This is a genomic window from Pseudomonas sp. KH_021, assembly GCF_057838865.1.
In genome coordinates, this window is the sequence record NZ_JBYQOU010000002.1 from 308,290 (window position 1) to 334,844 (window position 26,555).

28 protein-coding genes and 10 pseudogenes are annotated in these 26,555 nt (G+C 56.2%); 18 read left to right on the plus strand and 20 right to left on the minus strand.

Annotated features, from left to right (window positions below):
- Window positions 1-43: 43 nt before the first annotated feature.
- Window positions 44-580: a cupredoxin domain-containing protein gene (locus AC3IX4_RS30295; protein ID WP_489261472.1), complete on the minus strand. Its 537-nt coding sequence runs from the start codon at window positions 578-580 to the stop codon at window positions 44-46.
- Between the two features lie 115 nt (window positions 581-695).
- Window positions 696-1,044 (minus strand): annotated as a pseudogene (locus AC3IX4_RS30300) (DUF2790 domain-containing protein).
- 209 nt (window positions 1,045-1,253) lie between these two features.
- On the opposite strand from AC3IX4_RS30300, the pseudogene AC3IX4_RS30305 reads away from it, so the two are divergent.
- The 4 genes and pseudogenes from AC3IX4_RS30305 to AC3IX4_RS30320 all read left to right on the plus strand — a co-directional run.
- Window positions 1,254-1,929 (plus strand): annotated as a pseudogene (locus AC3IX4_RS30305) (heavy metal response regulator transcription factor); the annotation flags it as partial.
- A 274-nt stretch (window positions 1,930-2,203) separates the two neighbouring features.
- Complete coding sequence (gene copC / locus AC3IX4_RS30310) at window positions 2,204-2,587, plus strand: copper homeostasis periplasmic binding protein CopC (RefSeq protein ID WP_010465987.1); 384 nt, start codon at window positions 2,204-2,206, stop codon at window positions 2,585-2,587.
- Between the two features lie 3 nt (window positions 2,588-2,590).
- The gene (gene copD, locus AC3IX4_RS30315; RefSeq protein WP_489261473.1) at window positions 2,591-3,535 is read left to right on the plus strand and encodes a copper homeostasis membrane protein CopD; all 945 of its coding nucleotides are present in this window, start codon (window positions 2,591-2,593) and stop codon (window positions 3,533-3,535) included.
- Between the two features lie 127 nt (window positions 3,536-3,662).
- Window positions 3,663-3,965: a group II intron maturase-specific domain-containing protein gene (locus tag AC3IX4_RS30320; protein WP_489261474.1), complete on the plus strand. Its 303-nt coding sequence runs from the start codon at window positions 3,663-3,665 to the stop codon at window positions 3,963-3,965.
- Between the two features lie 480 nt (window positions 3,966-4,445).
- Here the strand turns inward: AC3IX4_RS30320 and AC3IX4_RS30325 are convergent, their stop codons facing one another.
- From AC3IX4_RS30325 to tnpA (AC3IX4_RS30340), 4 genes and pseudogenes are all read right to left on the minus strand, one after another.
- The gene (locus AC3IX4_RS30325) at window positions 4,446-4,679 is read right to left on the minus strand and encodes a DUF2790 domain-containing protein (RefSeq protein ID WP_489261475.1); all 234 of its coding nucleotides are present in this window, start codon (window positions 4,677-4,679) and stop codon (window positions 4,446-4,448) included.
- 500 nt (window positions 4,680-5,179) lie between these two features.
- Window positions 5,180-5,353: pseudogene (locus AC3IX4_RS30330) on the minus strand (transposase domain-containing protein); the annotation flags it as partial.
- A gap of 82 nt (window positions 5,354-5,435) precedes the next feature.
- Window positions 5,436-5,705: pseudogene (locus tag AC3IX4_RS30335) on the minus strand (group II intron maturase-specific domain-containing protein); the annotation flags it as partial.
- 81 nt (window positions 5,706-5,786) lie between these two features.
- Window positions 5,787-6,104, minus strand: coding sequence for an IS66-like element accessory protein TnpA (tnpA, locus tag AC3IX4_RS30340; protein ID WP_489261476.1), 318 nt, complete (start codon window positions 6,102-6,104; stop codon window positions 5,787-5,789).
- A gap of 298 nt (window positions 6,105-6,402) precedes the next feature.
- Between tnpA (AC3IX4_RS30340) and tnpA (AC3IX4_RS30345) the strand changes: the two genes are divergently transcribed.
- From tnpA (AC3IX4_RS30345) to tnpC (AC3IX4_RS30355), 3 genes and pseudogenes are all read left to right on the plus strand, one after another.
- A complete protein-coding gene (gene tnpA, locus AC3IX4_RS30345) occupies window positions 6,403-6,720 on the plus strand; it encodes an IS66-like element accessory protein TnpA (RefSeq protein WP_489261477.1) in 318 nt (105 codons plus the stop codon).
- Window positions 6,717-7,052, plus strand: coding sequence for an IS66 family insertion sequence element accessory protein TnpB (gene tnpB, locus AC3IX4_RS30350; RefSeq protein ID WP_339493220.1), 336 nt, complete (start codon window positions 6,717-6,719; stop codon window positions 7,050-7,052). Before tnpA (AC3IX4_RS30345) ends, tnpB begins: the two co-directional genes overlap by 4 nt.
- A 61-nt stretch (window positions 7,053-7,113) precedes the next feature.
- Window positions 7,114-8,109, plus strand: a pseudogene (tnpC, locus tag AC3IX4_RS30355) (IS66 family transposase); the annotation flags it as partial.
- A gap of 76 nt (window positions 8,110-8,185) precedes the next feature.
- Here tnpC (AC3IX4_RS30355) and AC3IX4_RS30360 read toward each other — a convergent pair.
- Genes AC3IX4_RS30360 through AC3IX4_RS30370 form a run of 3 tightly spaced genes read right to left on the minus strand, consistent with a single transcriptional unit; the run spans window position 8,186 to window position 11,344 of the window.
- The gene (locus tag AC3IX4_RS30360) at window positions 8,186-9,184 is read right to left on the minus strand and encodes a tyrosine-type recombinase/integrase (RefSeq protein ID WP_489257781.1); all 999 of its coding nucleotides are present in this window, start codon (window positions 9,182-9,184) and stop codon (window positions 8,186-8,188) included.
- Entirely contained in the window at window positions 9,177-10,121 is a 945-nt protein-coding gene (locus AC3IX4_RS30365; protein WP_489257780.1) for a tyrosine-type recombinase/integrase, read from the minus strand. The genes AC3IX4_RS30360 and AC3IX4_RS30365 overlap by 8 nt, the downstream gene beginning before the upstream one ends.
- The gene (locus tag AC3IX4_RS30370) at window positions 10,118-11,344 is read right to left on the minus strand and encodes a tyrosine-type recombinase/integrase (protein ID WP_489257779.1); all 1,227 of its coding nucleotides are present in this window, start codon (window positions 11,342-11,344) and stop codon (window positions 10,118-10,120) included. The genes AC3IX4_RS30365 and AC3IX4_RS30370 overlap by 4 nt, the downstream gene beginning before the upstream one ends.
- A 153-nt stretch (window positions 11,345-11,497) precedes the next feature.
- Between AC3IX4_RS30370 and tnpC (AC3IX4_RS30375) the strand changes: the two are divergent.
- Window positions 11,498-12,088 (plus strand): annotated as a pseudogene (gene tnpC, locus AC3IX4_RS30375) (IS66 family transposase); the annotation flags it as partial.
- 43 nt (window positions 12,089-12,131) lie between these two features.
- Here tnpC (AC3IX4_RS30375) and AC3IX4_RS30380 read toward each other — a convergent pair.
- The gene (locus AC3IX4_RS30380) at window positions 12,132-13,112 is read right to left on the minus strand and encodes a hypothetical protein (RefSeq protein ID WP_102599641.1); all 981 of its coding nucleotides are present in this window, start codon (window positions 13,110-13,112) and stop codon (window positions 12,132-12,134) included.
- 277 nt (window positions 13,113-13,389) lie between these two features.
- Window positions 13,390-13,707, minus strand: coding sequence for a DUF305 domain-containing protein (locus AC3IX4_RS30385; RefSeq protein ID WP_489261478.1), 318 nt, complete (start codon window positions 13,705-13,707; stop codon window positions 13,390-13,392).
- A gap of 15 nt (window positions 13,708-13,722) precedes the next feature.
- Between AC3IX4_RS30385 and AC3IX4_RS30390 the strand changes: the two genes are divergently transcribed.
- The gene (locus tag AC3IX4_RS30390) at window positions 13,723-14,157 is read left to right on the plus strand and encodes a hypothetical protein (RefSeq protein ID WP_489261479.1); all 435 of its coding nucleotides are present in this window, start codon (window positions 13,723-13,725) and stop codon (window positions 14,155-14,157) included.
- A 477-nt stretch (window positions 14,158-14,634) separates the two neighbouring features.
- On the opposite strand, the gene AC3IX4_RS30395 is transcribed toward AC3IX4_RS30390, so the two are convergent.
- From AC3IX4_RS30395 to AC3IX4_RS30415, 5 genes and pseudogenes are all read right to left on the minus strand, one after another.
- Window positions 14,635-15,645 (minus strand): YncE family protein, encoded by a 1,011-nt coding sequence (locus tag AC3IX4_RS30395; RefSeq protein WP_489261480.1) that lies wholly within the window; start codon window positions 15,643-15,645, stop codon window positions 14,635-14,637.
- A gap of 150 nt (window positions 15,646-15,795) precedes the next feature.
- Window positions 15,796-16,023, minus strand: coding sequence for a hypothetical protein (locus AC3IX4_RS30400; RefSeq protein ID WP_489261481.1), 228 nt, complete (start codon window positions 16,021-16,023; stop codon window positions 15,796-15,798).
- A gap of 44 nt (window positions 16,024-16,067) precedes the next feature.
- Window positions 16,068-16,286: pseudogene (locus AC3IX4_RS30405) on the minus strand (efflux RND transporter permease subunit); the annotation flags it as partial.
- A gap of 34 nt (window positions 16,287-16,320) precedes the next feature.
- Complete coding sequence (locus AC3IX4_RS30410) at window positions 16,321-16,581, minus strand: thioredoxin family protein (RefSeq protein WP_207235042.1); 261 nt, start codon at window positions 16,579-16,581, stop codon at window positions 16,321-16,323.
- A 499-nt stretch (window positions 16,582-17,080) separates the two neighbouring features.
- A protein-coding gene (locus AC3IX4_RS30415) for an IS5 family transposase (protein ID WP_489261482.1) occupies window positions 17,081-18,048 on the minus strand; the annotation gives its coding sequence in 2 pieces (ribosomal slippage) (window positions 17,081-17,308 and window positions 17,311-18,048; 966 coding nt in all).
- A 46-nt stretch (window positions 18,049-18,094) separates the two neighbouring features.
- Between AC3IX4_RS30415 and AC3IX4_RS30420 the strand changes: the two genes are divergently transcribed.
- Window positions 18,095-18,316, plus strand: coding sequence for a co-regulatory protein PtrA N-terminal domain-containing protein (locus tag AC3IX4_RS30420; protein ID WP_489261483.1), 222 nt, complete (start codon window positions 18,095-18,097; stop codon window positions 18,314-18,316).
- Between the two features lie 200 nt (window positions 18,317-18,516).
- Here the strand turns inward: AC3IX4_RS30420 and merR are convergent, their stop codons facing one another.
- Window positions 18,517-18,936 (minus strand): mercury resistance transcriptional regulator MerR, encoded by a 420-nt coding sequence (merR, locus tag AC3IX4_RS30425; RefSeq protein ID WP_489261484.1) that lies wholly within the window; start codon window positions 18,934-18,936, stop codon window positions 18,517-18,519.
- A gap of 71 nt (window positions 18,937-19,007) precedes the next feature.
- On the opposite strand from merR, the gene merT reads away from it, so the two are divergent.
- From merT to AC3IX4_RS30465, 8 genes and pseudogenes are all read left to right on the plus strand, one after another.
- Window positions 19,008-19,358, plus strand: coding sequence for a mercuric ion transporter MerT (merT, locus tag AC3IX4_RS30430; protein WP_102599625.1), 351 nt, complete (start codon window positions 19,008-19,010; stop codon window positions 19,356-19,358).
- A gap of 13 nt (window positions 19,359-19,371) precedes the next feature.
- Window positions 19,372-19,650 (plus strand): mercury resistance system periplasmic binding protein MerP, encoded by a 279-nt coding sequence (gene merP, locus AC3IX4_RS30435; protein WP_019819715.1) that lies wholly within the window; start codon window positions 19,372-19,374, stop codon window positions 19,648-19,650.
- A gap of 12 nt (window positions 19,651-19,662) precedes the next feature.
- Entirely contained in the window at window positions 19,663-20,097 is a 435-nt protein-coding gene (merC, locus tag AC3IX4_RS30440) for an organomercurial transporter MerC (protein ID WP_489261485.1), read from the plus strand.
- Between the two features lie 33 nt (window positions 20,098-20,130).
- Window positions 20,131-21,813 carry a mercury(II) reductase gene (gene merA / locus AC3IX4_RS30445; RefSeq protein WP_489261486.1) on the plus strand — a complete coding sequence of 561 codons (1,683 nt, stop codon included), beginning with the start codon at window positions 20,131-20,133 and terminating at the stop codon, window positions 21,811-21,813.
- A gap of 20 nt (window positions 21,814-21,833) precedes the next feature.
- Window positions 21,834-22,250 (plus strand): hypothetical protein, encoded by a 417-nt coding sequence (locus tag AC3IX4_RS30450; RefSeq protein WP_489261487.1) that lies wholly within the window; start codon window positions 21,834-21,836, stop codon window positions 22,248-22,250.
- Window positions 22,250-22,630, plus strand: a complete 381-nt coding sequence (merD, locus tag AC3IX4_RS30455; protein WP_489261488.1) for a mercuric resistance transcriptional repressor MerD — start codon at window positions 22,250-22,252, stop codon at window positions 22,628-22,630. The genes AC3IX4_RS30450 and merD overlap by 1 nt, the downstream gene beginning before the upstream one ends.
- Complete coding sequence (gene merE / locus AC3IX4_RS30460; protein WP_010466053.1) at window positions 22,623-22,859, plus strand: broad-spectrum mercury transporter MerE; 237 nt, start codon at window positions 22,623-22,625, stop codon at window positions 22,857-22,859. The genes merD and merE overlap by 8 nt, the downstream gene beginning before the upstream one ends.
- 142 nt (window positions 22,860-23,001) lie before the next feature.
- Window positions 23,002-23,148: pseudogene (locus AC3IX4_RS30465) on the plus strand (DUF3330 domain-containing protein); the annotation flags it as partial.
- 3 nt (window positions 23,149-23,151) lie between these two features.
- Here AC3IX4_RS30465 and AC3IX4_RS30470 read toward each other — a convergent pair.
- The 3 genes and pseudogenes from AC3IX4_RS30470 to AC3IX4_RS30480 form a co-directional block, all read right to left on the minus strand.
- A pseudogene (locus AC3IX4_RS30470) lies at window positions 23,152-23,627 on the minus strand (efflux RND transporter permease subunit); the annotation flags it as partial.
- An 81-nt stretch (window positions 23,628-23,708) separates the two neighbouring features.
- Window positions 23,709-24,071 carry a Tn3 family transposase post-transcriptional regulator TnpC gene (gene tnpC / locus AC3IX4_RS30475; RefSeq protein ID WP_489261489.1) on the minus strand — a complete coding sequence of 121 codons (363 nt, stop codon included), beginning with the start codon at window positions 24,069-24,071 and terminating at the stop codon, window positions 23,709-23,711.
- A gap of 113 nt (window positions 24,072-24,184) precedes the next feature.
- Window positions 24,185-26,415, minus strand: a pseudogene (locus AC3IX4_RS30480) (Tn3 family transposase); the annotation flags it as partial.
- Between the last annotated feature and the right edge of the window lie 140 nt (window positions 26,416-26,555).

Genomic DNA, 26,555 nt, shown 5'->3' on the forward strand with positions numbered 1-26,555 from the left:
AGTCAACGCTCGCTCTGAGGCTGTGATATCGATCAAGCCGCGCTTACTTCACTTCAAACTGACCCACCATCCCCGACTGATAGTGGCCCGGAACGTTGCAGGCAAACTCCAGGCCTGTGCTCTTGGAAAAGGTCCAGACAAGCTCTTTGGTTGTCCCTGGTTCGATCAGAACGCTGTTGGGATCGTTGTGCGCCATCCCGTCCATCTTCATACCGACCATGCTGTGGTCCATATCGCTCATCGCTTGCGCTTTTCCAGTAGGACTCAGCGAGCCGTTCTGGAACATGGCCGCCATCTCTTTTTGATGCGCGGCATGTGCAGGGGCTTTGCCGATGTTGAATTCATGCAACAGCGAGCCTTCGTTGCGCAGGACGAAGCGAACCGTCTCTCCAGGTTTGACATCGATTTTTTTGGGCTCGAAGGAGATATCGCCCATTTTCACTTCAACCGTGCGAGTAACGTCGGCAGACGCTCCAGGCCGACCAATATCATCTTTCCCATGGTCCACGCTGGCCATGGCCGTAGCACCAAAGAAAAGAGCCATTACTGCGATAACCGGGCTAACAAATTTGGCGTTCATAGTGACCTCAGGGTGAGAGTAGGTAGCACTGGCTATGTTAAGGAAACGGAGCTGCCAGCTAACTGACTTGAACACTACATTTCTGTCAGTTTTTGAAATAAACACGGCGTCGAAGCTACGCCGTTTGAATCTGATCGGGTGCGAGAACCTTCAGGATAGAGCCGTTTGATGTTGTTCGTTGCATTTGTTCCAGCACGTCATCGACGATTTTGTCGTGCTTTTCCATACAGTCAAGGTGCTGTTGAGTTGTCATCGATGCGTCGGGATGATCGTTATGGAGCTCCGTCGAAGGACGCCAAGCATGTTCATGTGCACATGGTGTTGGCCCGCTGGGGCTTTTTCGGCTTGAACCAAAACGACTTCGGCTTTATCCCCCATACTTTCCATGCGCTCCATCACTCGGTCTCCGGCGCCTTCAGCCCACAGGATCGAGCCAACCAGAAACATGGTTTGAGAGAGTTCATGGGGCAGCTCCTTGATAGGGATGGTGTCCGACTCCTGAGAACTGTGCTCTTTGGAGAGACGGATGAGCACTTGAAAGTGCTCATGATCCAACCCTAGACGACGCTGGCTGACATCAAGCTGAAGCCAGGATTACATTTCTGTCAGCTTCTGGTTGGCGGGACCTATTCAATGCAAACTCAGCCCCATCATCACTTCGAGAGCCACCCCCATGAGACTTCTGGTTGCTGAAGACGAACCGATAATAGGTATCTATTTGCAACAGGGCCTGAGTGAGGCTGGGTTCAATGTTGATCGTTTCACCAACGACACTGTGGCCCTTTAACATGTCCTGAGCGAAGGCGTATGACCTGCTAATTCTGGACGTCATGATGCCGGGCCTCGATGGGTGAGAAGTGCTTCAGAAGGTGCGCCTGTCAGGGAAGGACGTCCCGGTACTCTTTTTGACGGCGCGAGACCGTGTCGAAGATCGAGTCAAGGGCCTTGAGCTCGGAGCTGATGATTACCTCATTAAACCCTTCGCGTTTTCTGAGTTGCTGGCTCGAGTCAGGATGCTGCTTCGTCGCGGTAATAACTTAGCCTCACCAACCCATATGAAATTGGCTGATCTTGAGGTTCACCTGCTCAAACGCAGGGCCATTCGGGCCGGCAAACGCATAGATCTTACGGCCAAGGAGTTTGCGCTGCTGGAGCTGCTGCTCCGTCGCCGAGGCGAAGTGCTGCCGAAGTCGCTCATCGCCTCGCAAGTTTGGGACATGAACTTCGACAGCGATACCAGCGTAATCGAGGTTGCGGTGCGCAGGCTCAGCGCGAAAATTGATGACGACTTCGAAGTCAAGCTGATCCAGACCTCCCGCGGCATGGGCTACATGCTCGATGCACCTGACCTACAGACCCTAGAGGTTCAGTTAGGCCACGTGGCACCCCCCAAATTCTGGACCAGAGAGCACGCGCGAAGCTTACTGAAATGTAATCGAACAGTCGGCAGTCATGTGGCATCGTGTCCTAGCTCTATAACTCGTTCATCCTGATCTGTGACCTGGGATCAGTACACGGCATACGCTTGGTATTCGCCTGTGGTTTTAACCGGAATTGAAAAATAAAAACTGGATCTCCCCCACCAAACCTCGAACCAACAGCTTAAGCTGTGAGGAGTCTTGCATGTCCTTCTTTAAAACTACTACCGTTGCAGTTGCACTTACCGCCGGTTTGCTCGTGAGCGCTATCGCCCAGGCGCATCCAAAACTGGTGTCTTCTACCCCTGCAGAAGGCTCGACCTCCACGGCGCCGTCCAAGATCGAGCTGCACTTCTCGGAGAACCTCACGACTCAGTTCTCGGGAGCGAAACTGATCATGACTGACATGCCGGGTATGCCAAATTCCCCCATGGGCGTTAAGGCTGGCGTCGCAGGCGGCGACGACCCGAAAATGATGGTTATCACACCCGCCGCTCCGCTAACCACCGGTACTTATAAGGTCGAATGGCGGGCGGTCTCTTCCGACACTCACCCCATCACAGGCAACTTCTCTTTTAAAGTGAAATGACTCATGAGCGACTCAATCAACATCGCCCTTCGCTTCGCTCTTTATTTAGACCTGATGCTGCTGTTTGGATTAGCAATATTTGGTTTGTATAGCCTCAGGGGAAAGGAACGGGTATCCGGCGTTGTCTTGAACTTTGAGTCGCTCCTTTTCGGTACAGCAGTTATTGGTGTACTTCTGTCCCTTGCCGCTATGTTGTTACTTGCGAAAGCAATGAGCGGAGTTTCAGAATTTATGGAGCTTCACCACCACATCTTCGAAATGGTTCTTACTGGCACAGACGTTGGGCTTACTTGGATGGTCCGAATAGCGGCCCTGGTGCTGGCAGGTATCGCCGTAGTACTTAACAAGCGCTTCCCAACCCTCAGTCTATGGGCAATTACCGTCTTCGGTGCTATTGCTCTCGCTACCCTTGCGTGGACAGGACATGGTGCTATGGACGAAGGCAGCCGTCGTTATATACATTTTATTAGCGATATCTTTCACCTTTTGGCAGCCGGCGGCTGGATGGGAGCCTTGGCCGCATTCGCTTTACTGCTGCGCACGAAGATTCTAAATGGCAGACAAGAAGTACGGATTCTGTCCCGTGCCCTGACTGGATTTGAATCAGCTGGTGCGCTGATCGTTGTGATTTTAAGCATTACTGGAATAGTAAATTACCTTTTCATTGTAGGCCCAACCCTGGACGAGGTGATGCTTACTACTTATGGGATGCTGCTCTTTTTGAAGGTTTTACTCTTCGCAGGGATGATTATCTTAGCGACGCTCAATCGTTTCCATTTAAGTCCACTGTTAGAGCGCTCAATCGACGAAGGAGACCACGTCGTCGCCGTCAATGCTTTACGACGTAGTATGACCCTTGAATTCTCCGTTGCAGTCGTCATAGTGTGCCTAGTCGCTTGGCTAGGAACCTTGAGCCCGGAGATGGATATGAGCACGGTGCAGAGTTAATAATCCGCATAATGTCCACAGCTACCTGAAGCCCTACGCTCCAAACGCAAAGTTTGTAAGCGTTGAGCCAAGCGTCCATGTTGCCGTAACGCTACGATTCTAAAGCCACAACTCGTTTGTCACCAGCGTGTTGACTCCGGAGGTTAAAGTCCGCACTAATGAGGCGACCAAGCAGGTCAATTTGATAGGGCTGCTCAACCCGATTTTACGAGGGTGGGCGAACTATCATAGCCACGTGGTCGCTAAGAAAGTCTTCAATCAGGTAGACAGCGAAGTCTGGACAATGCTCTGGCTCTGGGCGGTGAGAAGACATCCGCGCAAAGGAGCCCCGTGGGTCAAGGACAGATATTTCAAAGTCCGAGGATCGCGCCGGTGGGTGTTCTCCACTGTCGAAAAAACCGCAGACGGTAAGGGGAGTACACCTTACTGAAAGAATCGGATACGCCGATCGTACGGCACAACGATCAAGGCCGCTGCCAATCCGCACGACCCCAATTGGGATGAGTATTTCGAGTTCCGCTGGGGCAAGAAAATGCTCAAATCGACGAAGGGACGAGCGAAGATGTATCGCGTCTGGCGGCAGCAAGACGGCCTGTGTTCTGTCTGTCATAAGCCCGTTACCAAAGATACGCCGTGGCATAGGCGCCACATCGTAAAGCTGGCTAATGGCGGAACGGACGCCGCAGTCAATCTTGACATCTACCATCTGCGTTGCCCCAGAGACCGGCAATTCGCCAATGTTAAAGAGGTATCGCCGGGTACTTATTAGTGCTTTTGTAGAGGCTTGAGCCGTGTGCTGGGAAACTCGCAGTAAGGGGCCGGCGAACACACCTTCCCGACCCCATCGCCTCAAGCGAAAGTGTCAGTAAAGCTGCGTCGGCCGGACGCTTACCATCATGGTTGGCTGCGTTTAATTTGTCTGGCATCCGCCCCCTTCCACCATGTACGTTGCGACACGCCGCACACCGAGCGAGTCTAGATAAACCAGCTCGACTGGCACAATCCCACAGGCGAAGCGAGTGTCGGTGATGCTAATGATTTTCGCCACATCAGATGGAACGCCCGTGCGGGCTGTCTGAACATCATTAGCGGCAATAGCGCTACTGGCAGCAACAGCCAAGAACAGAGCAATCAATGTTTTCATGGTGTTTTCTCTAGAAAAGTTGAGCAGCTCTAGCCACACGCTTGTGCAGTTATTGACGAGGCCAACTCCGCCACTAATAGGAGGGGCCTGCCAACATCAACACGTCTTTGAGCACTAGACAGCCCCACCAGCCAAGAAGGAAAAGCCATGACGGGCATCTGCGAGATGCCAACACCTAGGCTTTAGGTGTGGTGATCAGAAAGCCCAAAGCTACGAGTGGCTTACCAAAGGCTACTGCACCAACGAGCAGAAGCGGCTGTCGTTGGATCGGGATTGATGTCACCTACATCCCGATCAATATTTCGACGACGCCCCACTCGGTTGGAGTAGCCACAGGCGCTGTTGAATGTCTGCAAATCACGCTTGGCAGCACTCAATTCACCTTCATATTTGAGGTTAGCTTCGTATTTTAAAGAGTGCATATTATCGGCGACGTGCACTGACTATTGGCGACAAAAGGCACGCCAAAAGTAAGCGTCCGGGCATCCCGTCTTGCGTAACTAAACCGGCTGCCACCTATGCGGCAGCAACCGATCCATCTCACTCGCTCGCTGCGTTGGCAAGCGCGTGATAACGTCCTTCAAATAAGCGTACGGATCATGCCCATTGAGCCGCGCCGACTGGATCAAACTCATGATCGCCACCGCCCGTTTTCCGCTGCGTAGCGATCCTGCGAGTCGAGTCAGCCGAAGGGAATTTCACCCCTCGGCTGCTCACAGAACCGTACGTGACAGTCTCCCGTCATACGGCTCTTGATCACACATTCGATGCACGTAGTAGATACCAATGTGCGAACAGCTCCGGATTTTCTCTTCGGACAAGACGCAGCCGATGCTCCGCTTGACGTATAGAGATTCGGTACTTGCTCTTCATCCATTTGAGCAGGCGCGATTGCAACGCGCTCCACAATCGATAGCTGAAGTTTCTGTACCAGAATTTACCGTAGTATTCGATCCATCCCCGAATCACAGCGTTGTACCTACGAGAAAAATCCCTCAGGTCATCAGTCGTTGATCGATGACACCGCGATCACCCTGGCCAACGCGGTCTCGGTGCCAGCACGCATGTCCATGGGCTCGGTGGCGAGCCAGATGGCATCAATGCGGATCATTGGGTGAGCCCACGAATGAATCGGGCGCACCCTTCGGGATCGGAAATTGGCCACTTCACCGTGAGCGTTTGCTGGCCAAGCGGTAATTCAATGATCGCCGGCGCTTCAACCACTCGTTTTGATTCGACTTTCAAAGGGATAAAAGCGGGTAGCGCGGCAGCCTGCTGATCACGGTAAAGCGGTAGCCAACGGCGCACGACATTAGCGTTGATACCGTGCCTCATCGCGATGGCTGCCTCGGAAACGCCGGGCTGCTCGCGTTCATGGACGACTTGGGCCTTGAAGGATTTTGTGTAGGACTTACGTTCACGCATGGCGATCCTGACATTAAGGGTAATTGTGTCCGCATAAAATTACGCGGACACAATCGCCCTTATCGGCCGGGCTCGGAAGGTGTGTTCGCCGGCCCCTTACAGGTAACTGCCATTCCTACCGCGACCATTGAGACGGCGGTTGATGGTCAACGCATTACCGGCGAGCACCGAATCAACCTGCTGTCCCGCAACGCGGCTGTAAGGGGCCGGCGAACACACCTTCCGAGCCAGGCCGATAAGGGCGATTGTGTCCGCGTATTTTTAAGCGGACGCAATTACCCTTAACGTCAGGATCGCCATGCGCCAACGTAAGTCCTACCCGAAATCCTTCAAAACCCAAGTCGTCCAAGAGTGCGAACAGCCCGGTGTTTCCGTGGCGGCTATTGCGATGAGGCATGGTATCAACGCCAATGTTGTTCGCCGGTGGATACCGCTTTACCGGGATCAGCAGGCAGTCGCTCTGCCAGCTTTTATTCCTTTGAAAGTCGAACCAAAGCGAAAGACCGAAGCGTTGGCGATCATTGAGTTACCGCTCGGCCAGCAAACGCTCACGGTGACGTGGCCAACTTCCGATCCTGAAGGATGCGCCCGATTCATCCGTGGACTCGTCCAATGATCCGCATCGATTCCATCTGGCTCGCCACCGAGCCGATGGACATGCGCGCAGGCACCGAGACCGCGTTGGCCAGAGTGATCGCGGTGTTCGGTGCGGCGAAGCCGCACTGTGCTTATCTGTTCGCCAACCGCCGCGCCACTCGGATGAAAGTTCTGGTGCATGACGGCTTCGGCATCTGGCTGGCTGCTCGCCGGTTGAACCAAGGTAAGTTCCACTGGCCAGGCATTCGCCATGGCTCTGAAATAGAGCTGGATACCGAGCAACTTCAGGCCCTGGTGTTGGGCCTGCCATGGCAGCGCGCGGGCTCCGGCGGTGCGATCACACTGCTTTAACGGCTGCCATTAGCCTATCGGTCTATCGCCGCGAATTGCCTGGTCTGGCAAAATCGGCACCATGACTTCGCTCCCCAATCTCGATCACCTTACCCCTGAACAACTGCGCGCTTTGGCGGCGCAGTTGATACAGCGTGTCGAGACACTTGACCAGCAAGTCGAGACGATGGGCAAGGCGGTCGAGACCATGGGCAAGAAGATCAACCGCGACCAGACGGTTATCGAGAAACTGACCCATGAGATCGCGCAACTCAAGCGCTTGAAGTTTGCCAAGCGCAGCGAGCAGTTGAATCCGCAGCAGGCCAGCTTGCTCGATGACTTGATCGATACCGATATCGCGGCGATTGAAGCTGAGCTTCAAGCCTTGCAAACAGCTCCTACGCCGACCGAGAAAAAGCAAAAGCCCAAGCGCACCGCGTTGCCGGCAGAATTTCCACGCACCTTGATCCATCACGAGCCGGACAACACTCACTGCCCATGTGGCTGTGCACTCAAACGCATCGGTGAGGACGTCAGCGAGAAGCTGGACTACACGCCCGGCGTATTCAGCGTCGAACGCCATATCCGCGGCAAGTGGGTCTGTGACGACTGCGAAACGCTGATCCAGGCGCCGGTTCCGGCGCAAGTCATCGACAAAGGCATCCCGACCGCTGGCTTGCTGGCCCACGTCATGATCGCGAAGTTTGCCGACCATCTGCCGCTTTACCGCCAGGAATCAATTTTCGGTCGAGCAGGCTTGGCAATCCCACGTTCAACGTTGGCTCAATGGGTTGGCGTGACTGGCGTGCAATTGCAGCCTTTGGTCGATGCGTTGCGCGACGTAGTGCTCGGGCAGCAGGTCATTCATGCCGATGAAACGCCGGTGCAGATGCTCGCTCCGGGTTCGAAGAAAACCCACCGCTCTTATGTCTGGGCCTACGCCACCAGCCAATTCTGCGAAACAGCGGCTGTCGTTTATGACTTCAGCCCCAGCCGCGCCGGTGAGCATGCTCGCAACTTCCTGCAAGACTGGAAGGGCAAGCTGGTCTGTGATGATTTTGGCGGTTATGTTGCGGCCTGAGTTATGTTGCGGGGGTAAGAGGCGCCGCCTCCCAATCGGGAGTTCGGCGCAAAAAGTGGCACATAAATTCATGCTACAGCCCTCGCATGAACGCCATGAGAGATGCTGAATTCGGTCGCAGGCGCACAGCCTCAGGCACATTTGTGACGTCCAAACATGCAAGCGCCTTGGCCTTCATTTCGAGATCGACTTCCGCGTAGATGTGGGTTGTGTCCAAGGAGACATGCCCCAGCCAGGCCCGAATTGTATTGATATCGACCCCGGCTCTTAACAGGTGAACGGCGGTCGTGTGTCGAATAGTGTGCGGGCTGATGCGCCTGCCTTGCATGGAATCAACCCACTTGCCGGCTGCTCGTCCATACACCGACACAACGCGATACATGCCGAATCGAGTCATGGGATTCCCGGTACGACCTATGAATACGCGATCCTCTGTTCTGCGTTCGACGATGAGTGGCCGCAGCGCTGTAGCTGTTACTGCCCACAGGGGGCAGACGCGCCATTTGTTTCCCTTACCCAGAATGCGCACGGAGGGTGAAGTCCCAAGTTGCAAATTACCAACGCTGAGGCAGGCAGCTTCATCAGCGCGGGCGCCAGTGTTGTACAGAAAAAGCAAAATCGCATAGTCCCGTGCACCCTGGCTCGTAGCTCGATTAGGTGCCCGGAGCAGAGCCTCCACTTCTGGCTTGTCGAGGTAGTGGATGACCGCCTGGGTAGTTTTTTTGAACGGGATAGAACGGATCTCTGTGCACCACGCCAAATGCTCTGGCGATCGCATAGCGATGAAGCGCCCTAATGAATGAATCGCGCAGAGCCGCTGGTTGCGCGTGACAATGCCACAACCGCGCTCGTGTTCGACGTGTTCAAGGAATGCGCGCACGATGGCGGGCGATATGTCGAGCACCGACAAATGGTCGATTGCCACCGAGGCTCTTCGACTGACAAATGGAAGCAGGAGTGTCAGCGTGTCGCGGTAACTGATCTGAGTGTTGTGGGAAAGGTTGCGCTCGGCGACCAGATACTCCAACAAGAAGCGACGTACCCATGCCCCGAGGCGATTGCGGTCAATCATGATCAATCTCCTGGCCTGAATAAATGGCAAATCGGCGACTCGCTTCGTGCAACAGTTCGGGAGTCATATGCAAATAGCGCTGGGTCGACCTTATGTCGAAATGCCCCAAATACGTTGCCAATTGCGGCAATAGCCGCTGTACATCCTTACCGGCGCGATACCATCCCAGTACACGATGAACGGCGGCTGTATGCCGCAGATCATGGAGACGCGGAGGCCGTAGCTCGCCAGTTGGGCGAGCAATACCTGCCGCCAAACGAACGCGTTGGAACAGAGTTATGACGTATTGATAGTTCAGGCGATGGCCAGTACGAGTGCACAGCAGGGCAGAGTCTTGGCCTAGTGGAAGTGCTAGCGCGCAACGTTGTCGTAGATAAACTCGCAGTTTCGATGCCAGCCTGGGCCCAATCGGCACCAGCCTTGTCTTATAAAACTTTGTGTCACGAACGGTGATGATTCGCTGCTCGAGGTCGACGTCACAGAGGTTTAGTCTGATCGCCTCTCCGACGCGCAGCCCGGCACCGTAAAGGATCAGCAGCAGAGTTCTGTATGTCACAGCTTGAAGGCGACTGAGCGAGGTACTCAGTATGACGGTGGCATCTAATAGGTGCTGTATTTCTGCGGCGGCATAGACATAGGGAGTCTGTGCCGGTGGAAGCTGTGGTGGTCGTTCCGGCAGGGGCTGGATCGTTGTGTGGCCACGTGCGATTGCGAAGCGATAAAAGCTAACAAGTAATCCTCGCTTCGTCTTCCACGTAGCGCTTAGCTCACCGTGCCCGTGCAGAAATGCGGCTACAGCCTCTGGAGTAACTTCGGGGAGCGGGAGATTTCCAGTCTCACGTGCAAACTGACGCAGCACTCTGGCACTGCTATTCAGGCCCACGCCTTGGGCACGACGGACAGCCACGTAGGCATTGACTACGTCCAAGGTTCTCATTGCAGGTCTCCCAGGTCGAAGTCACCGACTTCACGTAACGAGACCAGATCAACCTTGGTGTACGTCATCGTCGCCGATGTGCTTCGGTGGCCAAGGTGGTCGCCAATTTCCTTGAGGCTCAGCCCATTGGCGAGCAGCCTGGCCGCGCATGCATGTCGAAGCGCGTGCGGCCCCAAATGTGCAGCTTGTATGTTGAGCAGACGCAATCTGCCGCTGACGATGTTGTATAGACCTGCAGCGGAGATGGGGATTCGCGGCGCCCGAATTCGGATGAATATCTCAGGGTGCAGTACCTTCGGACGCACTGTGTCAACGTATTGCGCTAATGCCTCAGCCACTGTGGAGACCAATGGGTAAACCTGCGGCTGACGGCGCTTCAATCGCCAAATACGCAATTGGCGAGCAGCCCAGTCGATCTGATCCAACCGGAGTGCAGCAACTTCTCCCCGGCGTAAGCCGTAGATGGCGAGAAGCATCAGAATGGCTCGATCGCGCACATCGCGTTCAGAACTTGAATCTGTAGTTGCGAGTAACCGCTGAACATCCTCCCAGCTCAGTGCATAGGGAAGTGACTCCAGGGCGTAATGTCGCGGGGAGCGGATCGAGTCGGCCAATGTACTGCTGCATGATCCCTGCGTTGCCGCGTAGCGCAGGAATACCCGCAACATTGTTGCGACGTGCCCTGCCGAAATTCGCGACCACCGTTGCGCACCGTAGGTGATGAAGTAGGCATCAATATCCTCGGGGCTAAGCGTCGAAAATCTACGGCCTGTGTTGAAGCACCAGCGTAAAAAGGTTGCCGCTCGACTGCGCCATTGACTGATGGTACATGGTGTCAAACCGCGTTCGTCCCGCATCCACGAGACGAAAAGCTCAAGATTCTCCTCGAATGGAATTGGCTCCGCCGTTGGCTCTTGCCACCAGCCTAGGAACTTAAACCAAGGTCTCGCGGTGTTTATCAACGTCGTAGCAGTTGCAGGAGAATTGGCCGGCAATGGCCCTTCGTGAATAATCTGGCGCAGCCGCGACGAATTGATTGCATTGAGGTCGCTTGGCTGCACCCGCTCGGCGATCCAAAGCAAGCAGCACGCCTTTAAGTAAAGGGAGGCATGCGTACAGCCCTGCTCAGCACAGTGCTGTAGATATCGCTCGCGTTCAGCGGCCAGCGACCCCGCACGATGGCGTTTACAGGCAGCGTTTGAAGAATAGATATTTTCGAACATGGCAGACACTCCAGGGGATGAAGGTCTACCAAGGCGCTGCAATTTATGTTGCGTCAATCGCCTATCGACAACATAGAAACTGCCTATTCGCCCGGTCGGAATCACATAACTCAGGCCGCAACATAACCAGCATTATGTGCTCCAACACATAATGCTGGTTACAAGGCCAGCTTCGAACTCGGCGTCACCGAGATCGGCTGCATGGCCCATGCGCGGCGCAAGTTCTTCGAACTGCACACCACCAACAAGAGCATGCTCGCCGAGCAGGCCCTGCGCTATATCCAGTTGCTTTACGAAATCGAGAGTGAAGTGCGCGACCTGGAGCCGGATTTACGCCGCCGAATACGGCAAGAAAAAGCCGTCCCGGCGATGGATACGCTGCATGCCTGGATGCTCGCCCAGCGCGATCTCGTGCCTGAAGGCTCAGCCATCAGCAGAGCACTGGATTACAGCCTGAAACGCTGGGCAGCGCTGTCACGCTACCTGGATGACGGGGCCGTCCCCATTGACAATAATTGGTGCGAGAACCAGATCCGGCCCTGGGCGTTGGGACGCAAGAACTGGCTCTTCGCAGGGTCGCTACGCAGCGGAAAACGGGCGGCGGCGATCATGAGTTTGATCCAGTCTGCACGGCTGAATGGTCATGATCCGTACGCGTATCTGAAGGATGTTCTCACGCGCCTGCCGACGCAGCGGGCGAGTGAAATCGATCAGTTGCTGCCGCATAAGTGGCAACCGGTTTAGTTACGCAAGGCGTGATGGCCGGACGCATACACGCGGCTTAGGCTTATCTTTGCATATTGTGTTGAAAGTAGAGCTTTTCGTCGCCATACCGAGACGCCACGATCTTGGAATTTAGAACCAGTTGGCCTAAAAGTTTAGCCTGCTCGACCGTCTCGCCTTTATCCAAGGCGTAAACGTCGTACAGCACCTCTCCGACAGGGAAGTCAGTCAACCTTATCCGAAAGTCATCCTGCATTGTCACCCCGTTGAAGCGAGCAGCAGCAGCTGGCCGCGGCTTAAAAAGAAGTTGGTAAGGCGCCCTTGGCGCAGCCACTTTAGAGCCATCGGCGTTAATATCGGCCAGATGCTCAACGGTCAAGTGACCGGGATCTGAATCTCTAGCCCCAAAACGTATGGCTGCCCATTCAAAGAAACCGGCGAGTAAGCGCGTCGCAAAAGAGCCTGCGGGTGGAATGATGTTGCTGAAAGTCTTCTCGAAGAAATTGTATCTCTCTTGGCCATCGATGGAATTCATAACCTGTAAATTGACCGACGGGTGATTACCGTCAATGAAAAACTTCAATGCTAAGGCCGGCACAGAGTGGGTATCCGTCGGCTTAGTCGCCAACGAAAGACGACCAATCACGCAGTCGGTGCCGCTTTGGAAGATGCCGGTATAGCGACTCGCCACTGCACGGTTCGCCACAAACCGGAAGCGCGCCTCTGCACCAAATGCATGCACCAATTTGCGCCGCCCTTGCTCCAGCTCATCTCCTTGCGCAGTCAGCGACTTAACCGTAAAACTCGGCATTGCCAAGGTTAAGGTATCACCGATGCTTGGCGCAGTCAGCGCTGGGAGTTCAGAGCCGTAGAGGGAAGGCACAATCTTGTTATTCCAGATGAAGTCCTCCTTTTGACACGCCGATTGAGACCGCGCTACGGCATCCCCAGTGATTGATAACGGCTGAACGTTGGAGGGTTGGCAGCCCGTTGTCGTGAATACAAAAAAGGCGGATAAGAGGGTACTTGCTTTGCTCAACGGCATCGTCTGGCTCCGAGTATTCCCTGCCGATGTATGCGCAATAGCTACGATCTCCGTATAACGCGGCAGATTGGGGTCTTCGGTTCTGCTTCATCGAGCAGCACCGGTACCACTGCTTGCATACCGAGCAGGTTGCGCATCAATGCTTCCGAGCTCAGCGGAGCATCCTCGGATCTTCTTAGTTCAGGCAAACCAGCCTGACTGAGGATTGCTGTTCAAACCGGCACGACCGCTTGTTTCAAAGCAGCCGCACCCTAATTCGACTTCAGCAGCGCCTTAATCATAGCTTCTTGTGCGCTTTCATCCACCGATCGAATACGGCGTTTTCCTTCTTCTGTGCTGCAATGATGTCCTTGGCCACCTGGAGCATCTGCGGATCTTTGCCGTTCTTGAGTTCGGCTTGCGACATGTGGACCGCCATCTGGTGGTGCATGCGTATGTTGGCCGCGAAGTTATAATCCACATCGCCTGTCATGGATATACCCTCCATGTGCTTCATGCCGCCCATATCCTTCATGCCATCCTTCTTCGAATGATCCATCTGTTCGCGGACATGGCCTTCGCATCCTTCTTCGCGGGTTCGGCGGTATTCGTCCACGTCGGTGCTACTGCCATGACCGTGACGGCCATCGCTACGGCGCAGGCCGATAAAGTGAACTGGTTAGATCTGCTGTGTTTGATTTGCTGTGACATCGTGAATCTCCAGGTAGAGGCCGGAGGGTCGACACACGCTGCCATTGCCGCGCAGCATGAAAATTACTTTCTTGTGTGCCTGCATTGGGGTGTTCGATTAGCTCTTGAAATGTGTGGCTTCGACGTTTTTGCCTCCTGCCGCAAGGCAATGGGTCATCGCGCTATGCAGGCAGGTCGTGGCAGTGACTACACACATCTATTCAGGGTCGCATGTTGTCGCGGATCCCAGTGTGGTGAGCCATCTGGTTCTCGTTCGTTGATATGTTCTCCAGTGATGGTGATGCGATCGGCGATTAGCGCCAGCTTTGACCCACTTCTCTCGGTGTACGTGCAGCTTGGCCCCGCTATTCAGTGACGTCCGTTCGCTGACGAACATAAGAACTATTTGAGATCGCGCGTAACCCTTTCTCGCGCCGAGCAGCAAGCTCAGGAGCAACGCCTGACACAACACAACGATCGCGCTCACGCCCCAGAATACGCTGACGCAGAGCCGCAGCGCGCATGAGCAGGTGGCGTATCAACTCACCGAGCTTAAGCAGATCATCAGGCACAAGAGCACGGCAATGGCGAGTAGAGTTTGGCCGAGACACTGACGCGCCTGGCTTTGGTCGATAGGGAACGGAGCCTTTTGGCGGAAGGCTTAACCCGGGCTGAAACCCATGTGACCGAATTGGCCACAGAAAATCAGCTTCTCCTGCAAGACAAAGCGGGGCTATCCAGTCAACTCGAGGAGTTCCGGACTGAGGGGGACCGACCCTGACCCTTGGGATCAATTCGGATCACGCTAAGTAGCACCCGAATGACCTAAGTCAAACCAGCGGTTGTTTGCTGCTCACTCGGGCACTTGGTAGCTAATGCCATTGGGTCCGGCCCCGACTTTATGGCTGGCCACCACTGTGCGGCTGGCAGTATCGATCACAGAGAAGGTGCCGGCCTCGATATTGCTAACAAACACATAAGCGCCATCGCTGCTGATGGCCACGCCGTGAGCGCCCTTACCGGTGGTCAGGGTGGCGACAACGCTCAAGGTCTGCGGATCAATCACCGAGACGCGGTCATCCGGCTTACTGCTGCTGCCCTGATTGGCCACGTAGACCTGGCGACCATCTGCCGTGGCATACATCTGAATCGGCGTTCTGCCGACGGCAACTTTACCTATCAAACGTTGTGTTTTCGTATCGATGATTCCGAGCTTGTTCTCTGCGCTCAGCGACACATAGGCCTGCCGCCCATCTGGGGCGAAACCGACTTGCACGGGGCCATTACCCACGGCAATTTGCGTGGTTTCTTTCAGCGTTGCGGTATCGATTACTGATACGCTTCCACTGCGCATATTGGCGACATACAGCTTCTTGCCATCCGGGCTCAGGCGTAAACCATGGGGGAAACTACCGGTCTTGACAGTGCCGAGCTGAGCGCGTGCTTGTAGGTCAAACACCCGCACCAGATTAGCGGCAGAGTCGCTAACGAAAGCCCGCTGCCCGCTCAGGTCAGTCACCACGTGGGCAGGATGTTGCCCCGCCGGCAGGCTAAAGGCCGGTTTATCCAGCGTGGCAGTGCTGAACACCAGCAACTCACCCCCACTCATGGCTCCTGTTTGATGCTCAGCATGCGCAGGCATGCCCACCACTAGCAGCCAGCGTCCATCGGCGCTGATGTGTAAATTATGCGGTGCAATGTTCAGGGCCAGCGTTTTGACCACTCCCGTGTCGAGCCTGACTTGGCTAATCGAACTGTCGCGCTCATTGGCCGTGTACACAGTGCCAACTGGCGCTGCCAGCGCTACGTTTAAAGCCAGAGCGAGACTGGACGCCAAAAGCAGTTTGAACTTGAACTTGAACATGAGCGCTGATCCTTTTAGCGAAACAGTGACTATTGCGACTGGTGTTCGGCGAGCAATCGCCTGCCTACCATGCTGCGCCGCCGTAACCAGTCGCTCATTGATCATGATCAACTACGTGGCATTGAGCGCTGCGAAAAAAGTAGTTAATGCTCACGGCAAGACGAAGCGAAACAGCTCAGCCGACTTGCCGGGAACGTCAGTTTGAGCACCGCTCAGCTTGCCGCCTGCCAGGCTCAGTTCGGCGGTATTGCCCGACGACGCCTCGCTTACCACTCCTTCATGCTGCGGCGCTTGCGGCGCATCTTCATGGGCATAAGTGACGTTAATGGCAAGGATCAAACTGCTGCTCAACAACAGTGTGCGAAATGCTTTTTTCATGGTGACTCCGTTCATGGTGGGCGTCGGGTTAATGTGCATCTGGGTTAGAGCATGGTCTGACTGTGGTCATCCAATAAACGCTGCAAGGGTGCCCGGCCAAATAGCCAGAACATCAAGGGGGTCAGGAAGCTGTCCATAATGGTCGAGCTAACCAGCCCGCCGAAAATTACCACCGCCACCGGATGTAAGATTTCCTTGCCCGCCGCATCGGCGGAAAATAGCAGCGGCAACAGTGCCAGCGCCGCAGTCAGCGCCGTCATCAAGGAGCCTGCTGCCTACCGTGGGTCCGCCATCGGCTCAGATCGCCTGGCCTAAGCCGGCCGCCCGCAGACGTGACTCGTCCACGCCGCGGCCGGCACAGCAATCGGCCAAGACGCCATCGATGGCCACGGCGGGAACCGAGCGGACACCTAGGGCGTGGGCGCGCTGTGCCACCTGCATGTCGTGCATGTCGAGCACGCTCACCTCGCAAGACGGGCAGGCCAGGCGTTTCACCGTATCCACCACCTCGTTGCAAGCTGCGCAGCCGGCGCTAAAGACTTCAACTTTGCGAGTCATGGTCAATTACCTCCCTCTCATGCACCCGAGTCATCAGGGGCGGGCTCCGGCGGGTGCGGAGCGAAGCTCGCTAAACTCACTATAAACCTTCGAGTGCGCTCAAAGGTCAAGGGCGTCCGGCTGGTTCGCTGCGCGTCTTGCGCGGGCATCCGCAGCTTGACCTTGGAGCATGCTTCAAGCTGGGGTTTGGGGAGCAACGGAACAGAAAGCGCACTAAAGCCCTACCATCTTCTCTCAGCACCATAATCTAGGTTCTCTTCAACTCCATTTCCTCCTTGACTCCGTACTTAACTACGGAGATAGAGTCGACTCGTGGGTAGAAAACCCGAGAGGAGGCTGTTATGAAAATACCTAAGGAAGGTCTGAAGTACCCACCGATTTTTGAGGCCCTCGCTGCCTGAGGTTCAAAAAATGCTAAGTCGGTCGAAAACAGACCTTTCCTGTCTTTAATTCATGGTTTTTTCCTCTGATCGCTGTGCTTCAGGGCGATCAGCCTGCATTACAGACGCACCTCTCCCGCATTCAACAACCGTTTTCGCACCATCCACAGGTTCGACAAGGCGAACAAGGTTGTCTGTTGCGCGATGTTTTTCGACAAGCCACGAAAGCGTACTTTCGTGTAGCCAAACTGGCGCTTGATCACGCGAAAGGGATGTTCCACCTTGGCCCGCACCTGCGCTTTGGCGTATTCGATCTTGCGTCGCATGCGCCCTTTTCTCCGTGCTTTTTATAGCTGCTGGGACGCGCGGCAATCGACCAAATCATCGTGCGGTTCTGATGCTCAGCACGCTTTTCCACACCGGTATAACCCGCATCGCCGCACACGTAAGTTTCCTCACCCTGCAACAACTGATCGACCTGCGTCACGTCCGCCACATTCGCCGCCGTGCCCACCAGACTGTGCACTAAGCCGGATTCGGCATCGACGCCGATGTGCGCTTTCATACCAAAAAAGTACTGATTTCCTTTCTTCGTCTGATGCATTTCCGGGTCACGCTTACCGTCCTTGTTCTTGGTCGAACTCGGTGCATGAATGATCGTCGCATCGACCACCGTGCCTTGGCGCAGCATCAAACCACGGTCACCCAGATAGCCGTTGATGACCTGCAAGATTCCGCCCGCCAACTCATGTTTCTCCAACAAGCGCCGGAAGTTGAGGATCGTGGTTTCATCGGGAATTCGATCCAGATGCAGCCCCGCGAACTGGCGCAGAATCGTCGTTTCATATAGTGATTCTTCCATCGCCGGATCGCTGTAGCCGAACCAGTTCTGCATCAGATGAACCCGCAACATGGCCAGCAACGGATACGCCGGACGACCGCCTTCACCTTTCGGATAATGCGGCTCGATCAAGGCAATCAAGCCCTTCCAGGGCACGACCTGATCCATCTCGATCAGGAAGCGCTCACGGCGGGTCTGCTTGCGTTTGCCGGCGTATTCGGCATCGGCGAAGGACATCTGTTTCATCGGGGCTCAACCGTTCGATTCGTGTGAGGCGGGTATTTCACCAGAGATGGAAGTCTTTTTCAGAGTTTCCCTAAGACTACTGCTGATAGTTGGTTCGACTCTGCTGTCATCCACCATATGGGCCGAGGGCGGGAGCGATCGTTTGATTGAGCGGGCCGCTTCTATGCACGACAAGGCTGAGGCGGCCTTGGTGGTGAAGATTGAGCAACGAGGGGCCACGGCGGCTAGCCGTGTCGAAGAGCAGCCCGCCTGTTCACCTGCAAGGTAGTACATGAGCGACCGCTCCACGCTCCGCTCGACCAGACTCAGCGTGAGTTTGTCCTGATAAGGCGTGAGCGTAAATGTCAGATTACCCATCTGTGGCCTCTGCAAGTGCTCCTTTGGCCATTCAGCGGTGCTCATTGAGCGCCGCTTTTTTTAAGCTCCAGCCGACAAACAGGGGCGCCTTACGAAACTGCTCATCGTAGGTCAGCGCGGCTCTTTGTTCCTATGCAGCGAAACGATCAGCGGACAGGAAACAGTCCCGTGGCTCGCACAACAGTCGTGAACCAGTTGCTCCAAAACTGACTCGATCCGTCGCAGATCTGTGAGCTTGCCGCGCACGTCCTCGAGCTTCTGCTCGGCGAGCACGCGCGCTTCATTACAGTGAGCGCCGTCATCCAGCCTCAATAGCCCGGCCACTTCTTCGAGGCTAAAGCCTAGCCGTTGCGCGGATTTTACGAATTTCACCCGTGCGACATCCGCCTCGCCGTAGCGGCGAATGCTGCCGTAGGGCTTGTCCGGTTCGGGCAACAGCTCCTTGCGTTGATAGAACCGGATGGTTTCCACGTTGACCCCGGCTGCCTTGGCGAAGGCGGCGATGGTCAGACTTTCCAAATTTTTTTTCATACCGCTTGATTCCGTACTTGACTACGGGATTAACCTTAAACCATCGATCAAATGCTCGAAAGGAGAAATGCATGTCTGAACCATCAAACGGGCGCGCCCCTCTTGTCGTCGGGGGGCTTGCGGCGATTCTCGCCTCGACTTGCTGTCTGGGGCCGTTGGTACTGATCGCACTGGGATTCAGCGGGGCCTGGATCGGCAACCTGACCGTGCTGGAACCTTATCGCCCGATCTTTATCGGCGGGGCGTTGATCGCGCTGTTTTTTGCCTACCGGCGCATTTTTCGCCCGGCTCAAGTCTGCAAACCCGGGGAAGCCTGCGCGACTCCTCAGGTACGCACCACCTACAAGCTGCTGTTCTGGGTGGTTGCGGCATTGGCGCTGGTCGCGCTCGGCTTCCCTTACATCCTTCCCTTGTTCTACTGATCAGGAGTTCGCCATGAAAAAACTGCTCGCATCCTTCGCCCTTGCCACTCTCGTCGCCACACCTGTCTGGGCGGCCATCCAGACCGTTACCCTGTCGGTGCCCGGCATGACCTGCGCCGCCTGCCCGATTACGGTGAAGAAGGCGTTGACCAAGGTCGATGGCGTGACCAAGGCTGAGGTGAGCTTCGAAAACCGCGAGGCCACCGTCACCTTCGACGATACCAAGACCAATGCCCCGGCGCTGACCAAGGCGACCGAGGACGCCGGCTACCCATCCAGCGTCAAGCAATAGGCGGGAATTCCGATGGCAATTTCTTTCAATCTGTTCACGCGGATCGGTGACAAAGCCGGTTCTGTCGGCGTGCTGGTTTCCGCCATAGGTTGCGCCTCGTGTTTTCCCGCCCTTGCCAGCCTGGGGGCCGCGATCGGTCTGGGCTTTTTGAGCCAGTGGGAAGGCCTGTTCATCACCACGCTGCTGCCTCTTTTTGCTGGACTGGCTCTGCTCGTTAATGCCCTTGGCTGGCTCAATCATCGGCAGTGGCGACGGACTGCGCTCAGTCTGATCGGTCCTGTCCTGGTGCTGGCAGCGGTGTTTTTGATGCTGGCTTACGGCTGGCGGAGCGGCTGGCTGCTCTATATCGGCCTGGCCCTCATGTTTGGGGTGTCGATATGGGATCTGGTGTCGCCCGCCAACCGCCGTTGCGGGCCGGATTCCTGTCCGACTCCGCAGAAACAGTAATACCGACAAGAGACCCATCTGAGGAATAACGCTATGACCAAACTGCAAATCGTCGGCATGACCTGCGCCTCCTGTGTCGAGCATGTGAAAGATGCCCTGGAGCAAATTCCGGGCGTGCACCAGGCGGATGTTTCCTACGCCAGCGGGAAGGCCGAATTGAAGGCCGACGAGGGCGTAAGCCGAGAGCAAATGCAGGCCGCCGTCGAGGCTCTGGGGTATCGAGCGGCGTTCGAAGATTCCACGATACAAGCCCGTCCTGGTCTGCTCGACAAGGCGCGGGGCTGGTTGAGCGGCAGCACTGGCGCCGGGAAAGAAGACGGTAGGCTCCACATTGCGGTCATCGGCAGCGGTGGCGCGGCGATGGCGGCCGCGCTCAAGGCGGTGGAAGGCGGTGCCCGCGTCACCCTGATCGAGCGCGGCATCATCGGCGGCACCTGCGTCAACGTGGGCTGCGTGCCCTCCAAGATCATGATTCGTGCCGCGCATGTGGCCCATCTGCGCCGCGAGAGTCCGTTCGATACTGGATTGTCCGCCACGACACCGACGGTCCTGCGCGAGCGACTGCTCGCGCAGCAGCAAGGCCGTGTCGACGAACTGCGCCACGCTAAATACGAAGGTATTCTGGAGAGCACCCCAGCCATCAGCGTGCTGCGTGGCACCGCCCGTTTCCAGGACGGCCACACGCTCAGCGTGGAACTAGCCGAGGGCGGCGAGCGCATCGTTGCCTTCGACCGCTGCCTGATCGCCACCGGCGCGAGCGCGGCCGTTCCGCCGATTCCCGGTCTCAAGGACACGCCCTACTGGACCTCGGACGAGGCGCTGGCGAGCGATACAGTCCCTAAGCGGCTCGCCGTGATCGGCGCCTCCGTAGTGGCGGTGGAACTGGCGCAGGCCTTCGCCCGGCTGGGTAGCGAGGTCACGATCCTGGCACGCAGTGCGATGTTCTTCCACGAAGACCCGGCCATCGGCGCGGCGGTGACGGAGGCCTTCCGTATGGAGGGCATCGAAGTGCTGGAGCAAACGCAAGCCAGCCAGGTGTCCCACGCCAACGGCGAGTTCGTACTGGCCACCAACCATGGTGAGTTACGTGCCGACAAACTGCTGATTGCCACCGGGCGCTTGCCGAACACCCAGGGCATGAATCTGGACGGCGCCGGCGTGAAGCTGGACGAGCGCGGTGGAATCCAGATCGATCAGGGTATGCGCACCAGCGCAGCGGATATCTATGCGGCCGGCGACTGCACCGACCAACCACAGTTCGTCTATGTGGCGGCGGCGGCGGGCACCCGCGCGGCAATCAACATGACCGGCGGCGAGGCAAAGCTCAATCTCGACGTCATGCCGGCCGTGGTGTTCACCGATCCGCAAGTGGCCACCGTCGGCTACAGCGAAGCCGAAGCGCAGCACGCCGGCCTCGAAACCGACAGCCGCACCTTGACCCTGGACAACGTGCCACGAGCGTTGGCTAACTTCGACACGCGGGGTTTCATCAAGTTGGTCGCCGAAGCGGGCTCCGGCCGGCTGCTGGGCGTGCAGGCGGTGACTCCGGAAGCGGGGGAAATCATCCAGACCGCCGCCATTGCCATCCGCGCCCGGATGACGGTGCAGGAACTGGCCGATCAGTTGTTCCCCTACCTGACGATGGTCGAGGGGCTGAAGCTCGCCGCACAGACCTTTAACAAGGACGTCAAACAATTGTCCTGCTGCGCCGGGTAATGAGAGAGGGAGGTTGAAACATGAGCAACACGGCAGGCGAACTCGGTAGGTGCGACAGCCTACGCAAGACATGGCAGGTGGTCAGCTTCTGGGGGCTGCCTGCCGTCGTGGCGACGATAGCGATTGTTCTGGCGGATCGACGCCCCGCGTTGTTCCTGGCAGCGAGCGCCGCGCTGGCCGTAATGGGCGGCGCCTGCCTGGTCAACGCCGCGCGTTGTCGCCGCCTTCACTGCTACATCACGGGGCCTTACTACCTGTTGATCGCGCTTGGTGCGCTGCTGGCTTATGTGTTGGATCAAAACGGCGAGCATCTCTCCAGGCTGTGGCTGCTACTGGCTCTGGGTGCTACGCCGTTGCTCCTCTGGCTACCTGAGCGCCTGGCCGGAAGAAAATATCTGCGCGCCCCAGTTTGCGGAGAAGGCAGGGAGTGTCGGTGATGAATGCCTACACGATATCCAGATTGGCCGAAGACGGGGGCGTCAGCGTGCATGTGGTGCGCGACTATGTGCTGCGCGGCTTGCTGCACCCCGCGCGACGCACGGAAAGCGGTTACGGCATTTTCGATGAGCGGTCCCTGGCGCGGCTGTGCTTCGTGCGTGCCGCCTTCGAGTCCGGTATCGGGCTCGACGAATTGGCGCGGCTCTGTCGAGCGCTCGATGCGCTCGATGCGCTCGATGCGCACGATAGTACCGATGTGATCGGGTGTATCGAGCGCTTGCTTCGGCAAATCGCGACACGGCAGGCGGCTTTAGCCGCAGTGAAAACGGAGTTGGCCGGGCTGACCCATTGCGCCGTCGAAGGTCACGCCCATGCGTAACACCAACCAATCCGAATCAATCAAGATACCCCGCTGGCGCGCCTACACGTGGGGTGTGCTCGCCGCGCTCACTTGCCCCTGCCATTTGCCGGTGCTGGCATTGCTGCTTTCGGGGACTGCGGCCGGGGCCTTCGTCAGCGAACATTGGGGCCTCGCTGCGCTCGTGCTGGCGGTTCTCTTCATCCTCTTCCTGAGAGCGGCACTGCCGGCCTTTCGGGAGCGGCAGTGACCAGCTCAGACACTGCGCGGTCTCCGCTGCAGAATTGTGGCAGGCTCGGGAGCGTCGGGAATTTCTGCTGCACTACCAGCCGCAGGTCGATCTGTGCACAGGTTCAATCACGGGGGCGGAAGCGTTACTAGTTCTTGGACGATGGAGGAACCCCATCATGAACGCAAACAACACCCCTACCATCAGCTGCTGCGAATGGTGCAAGGACATTCCCCTTGACGCCGCGCTTACGCCGGAAGGTTCCGAGTACGTCGTGCACTTCTGTGGCCTGGAGTGCTATCAACGCTTTATGCAGGGTGATAAAGCCGACCAACGACGCCACCGACAACGATATTCCCGCCAGCCACATGGCGATCACGCTACCGATCAGCACCATCGGAATATTGCCCATAATCATGGCGGCCAATATCGCCGATTTATAGCGGCTGTAGAGCACCATAAAAATTAGCGAAAGAGAGATCAGCGACAACCCGGCGATCAACTGACTGGCGGCTTCTTGGGCCCGAAACTGCCCTTCCAAGCTGACAAAGTAGCCTTCGGGCATTTTCTGATCGGCCAGTACCGCGCAAATCTGCGCAATGATGGCGGCCATGTCCGAGCCGTCGCTGTTGGCGGCCATCACGATGCGCCGGCGGCTGTTCTCGCGGCCGATTTGATTGGGACCATCGGACTCCTCGATGCTGGCGACTTGCGACAACGGCACCTTGCCTTTTGGCGTATCGGATCACGCGCCGAGTCAGGCAGGCGCACCACCAGATTGAAGCGCTTGTCCGGACAGAACACAGCCAAAGCTGCACCTCCCTCCTTTGGGCCTTTCGAGAGCAGATGCGGCCAGTTCATCACGCAGACTTAGCTCTGATAGTCAGGAGTTAGCTCCACTAAAGCGCTCAGTTGCTCGTAAGTAGCGTTCCAGCAGGAACTTAAAGCTACGAGTTCATCCTGTAGCCGCTCGGCTTCCTCCCAAATACTGTCCACATCGGCTGTGGGGATAGTTAGAGGAGCACCATCCAGCACCGTCAGTGCCATGGCGTGCAGGCGTAAGAGATCATCTCTAATGCTACCGATCCCTCCGATTTCAGCGAGGCAGGCATCCAGCCGGTCCACCACGTTAATCAATTGAGAAGTCTCGTAGCTCGCGCGTAGGGAATCAAGTGCCTTGGCATCGACTTCCCCGTAGGGTGTCACTCGAAACGAAGCGGGTGGAATGTGCATCAGTTCGCCTCAACTTTGCTATTGGGCATCTGTTGCGCACGCATTGAACCCGCAGCGTGCTGGAAAATGGAATCCTTGATCCAGGGTTCTGGTGGACGCTTGAGGCTGAGAAACAAATGGGTGAATGCAAACACTGTTGCGGACTGGCCTTGAGTGTCTGAATAAACCGTATCGACTTCAACGCTATGATCCGCTTTCAGCAGGCCCTCGATGACATAGATAGCCTCCCAGATACCCGGAGGGAATGGTAGCCGGCGAGTAAGTTTTCATCGTAGAAGTCAAATTGTGTCCCGTCGGCCGCGACCGCCTTGCCGTCGCCCCAGAGCTTGGGCAGATCGAGCTGGAGATAAAGCTCGACCAACTCCCGGTTAGCCTTATCCAGCTTGTCGAGTGGCAGGTGCCGACGATTGGTGTAAGACAGCATGTGTGGGGTCACGTTACCCGCCAGATGGCGAGCGGCCTGGTTCGGCCCTAAATTGCAGCCCATGGCGAAGATCGTCATCAGGTAGCGCTCGGCCGGATCTTTCAGTTTGGGATCGCTGCCGGACATCGGCCCGAAATGACGGGTGAACTGAATCCAGTGTTCGATGTTGGCCATAATGTCAAGCACATGCCTGGCAGGCATACGCTGTGTGATAGCCGTTTGTAGCGAGATTGCTGAAGGCGGGATGTCACGGGCGACCACTCGGCGCAACACAGGATCACCGGCCTCATTAATTGACACGTCACTGCGGCAACTGGGAAATTGGTCATCCAACTGCTGAGCAGTATTCTCAAGTTGCTCCTTCAAGCTGGCGACAAACTCTGTGGCCGTACTCGGCAGGCCGACCTTTTCGCAGTATTCCGGTAGACGAGCCAGACACTCATCCCAAGGCAATAACTGTTTGCGGTAGTCAGCAAACGACTCCGAACCAAGCACACAGATATCGCCAGAGCGAAGCTCATTGGCCAGATGGGAAAAAACGCAGACTTCCAGGAAGCGCCGGTTGGTCGGCGGCCCTTCGCTGGCGGCGCGACGGACAACTTTGATCCAGCGATCCGAGCCGAACGACAGGTCCACATGCTCGCCGATCCATTCCCTATGCAGGTTCTCATTGTTCTGGACCAACTGCAGAGCCTCGATAAGCGAGCGATCCTGGGTTGTTGGCTTCAGTTGCAGCAGATGGCTCAAGCGGAACAGCAGTGATCGATGGGATTTGAAGTGCTTCCAGAGTAGCGGGAGATAGTTACTGCCGCCTGTGGCCTGGACTTCGGCGCAGGCCTCGCGAAGGTGATCAAGACTCCCTTCGGGAGACAGATACTCGCGAATCAAGCTACCGGCTTCCTGATCACTTGGTTCTTGGCTGAGAATTTGAATCACGCCATCCAAGGTGGCCACGAGCAACTCTAGCTTTTTGCGCTGACGTAGCTGGATTTGCTCCAACTCATCCTTGGCTCGTTTGTGAATCGTCGCGATTCGCTTGATGAACATCTCAGCAAGGTGATCCCGTGCTCGTACACGCATGAGGTAGATCAGAGCCAGCATCAATGTGTAGCGCTTTGGAAGCGAACAATCCTTAAGCTCTGAAATATCCGCTTTCTCCGCTTGATTCGCAAAAAACCAAATCTTGGTATCAACGATCCCCTCAAAGATGGCGTTGAGATCACCGAACCCCTCCAACCAGCCTAAGTGGTCGATCAGTATCTCCAAGTGTTTGCGAGAGGGTTTCTTGGGGATCTGCTTCAGGCCATTGAAGTCGCTTTGGCGACGACCGAAATCGGTGTCAAGAAGCTCTCTGAGACGGTAGATCACATCAATTGGAGCTCTATCGACGACTCGATTGAAAGTCTTTTCCTGGAAAGCAACTTGGGCGTCTTCAGCCGCGTCATTGAGCGTCGAGTAGGCCGGGAGTTCGTAGCCTCGCTCAAGCAGCTCACCAATCAGGACATTGATGACATCAACGCGCTGATCAAGGACCTCCGCCGCTTCGTGGGCAGTTTTCTCGGCAATTTTCAGAGCATCGCTCCCATAAAACGGGGTGATCTGTAGATATTGACGGATAGCTGTTTGATGGCGATACAAGGTTCGGGGGTTCGCATAGCGAGGCGCTATGCGAACCCCGTAACGGAGGCAAGACCTGACATGATTGACAATTTCAGTTGGAATCTCTTCAAGACTGGGGAAGTAATGAAGTTGTTGGAATGTTTTCAGCAGAACGGCTAAGCCAATGGTAAGAGCAGGGCTTTTAGCCGTTCTAGAGAGCCATTCGAGCTCAGATTCTGAGAGCGAATAGCACTGATGAAGTTCTTTCGTCGACAGGTGCGCCGGCACCTTCGGATAGGCTGTCCGCTCCAGAGAGGCCATAGGGTTCGTCCCTCAAGGAAAAGCAAATGCTTCAGCATAGACGGCTAAACTTAGGCGAGGTCAGGCATCACATTATAAAATTTAAACTTTAGCTATATCATAATGTTACGGAACGAATGTCCTAATTTTCCCTTATCTCG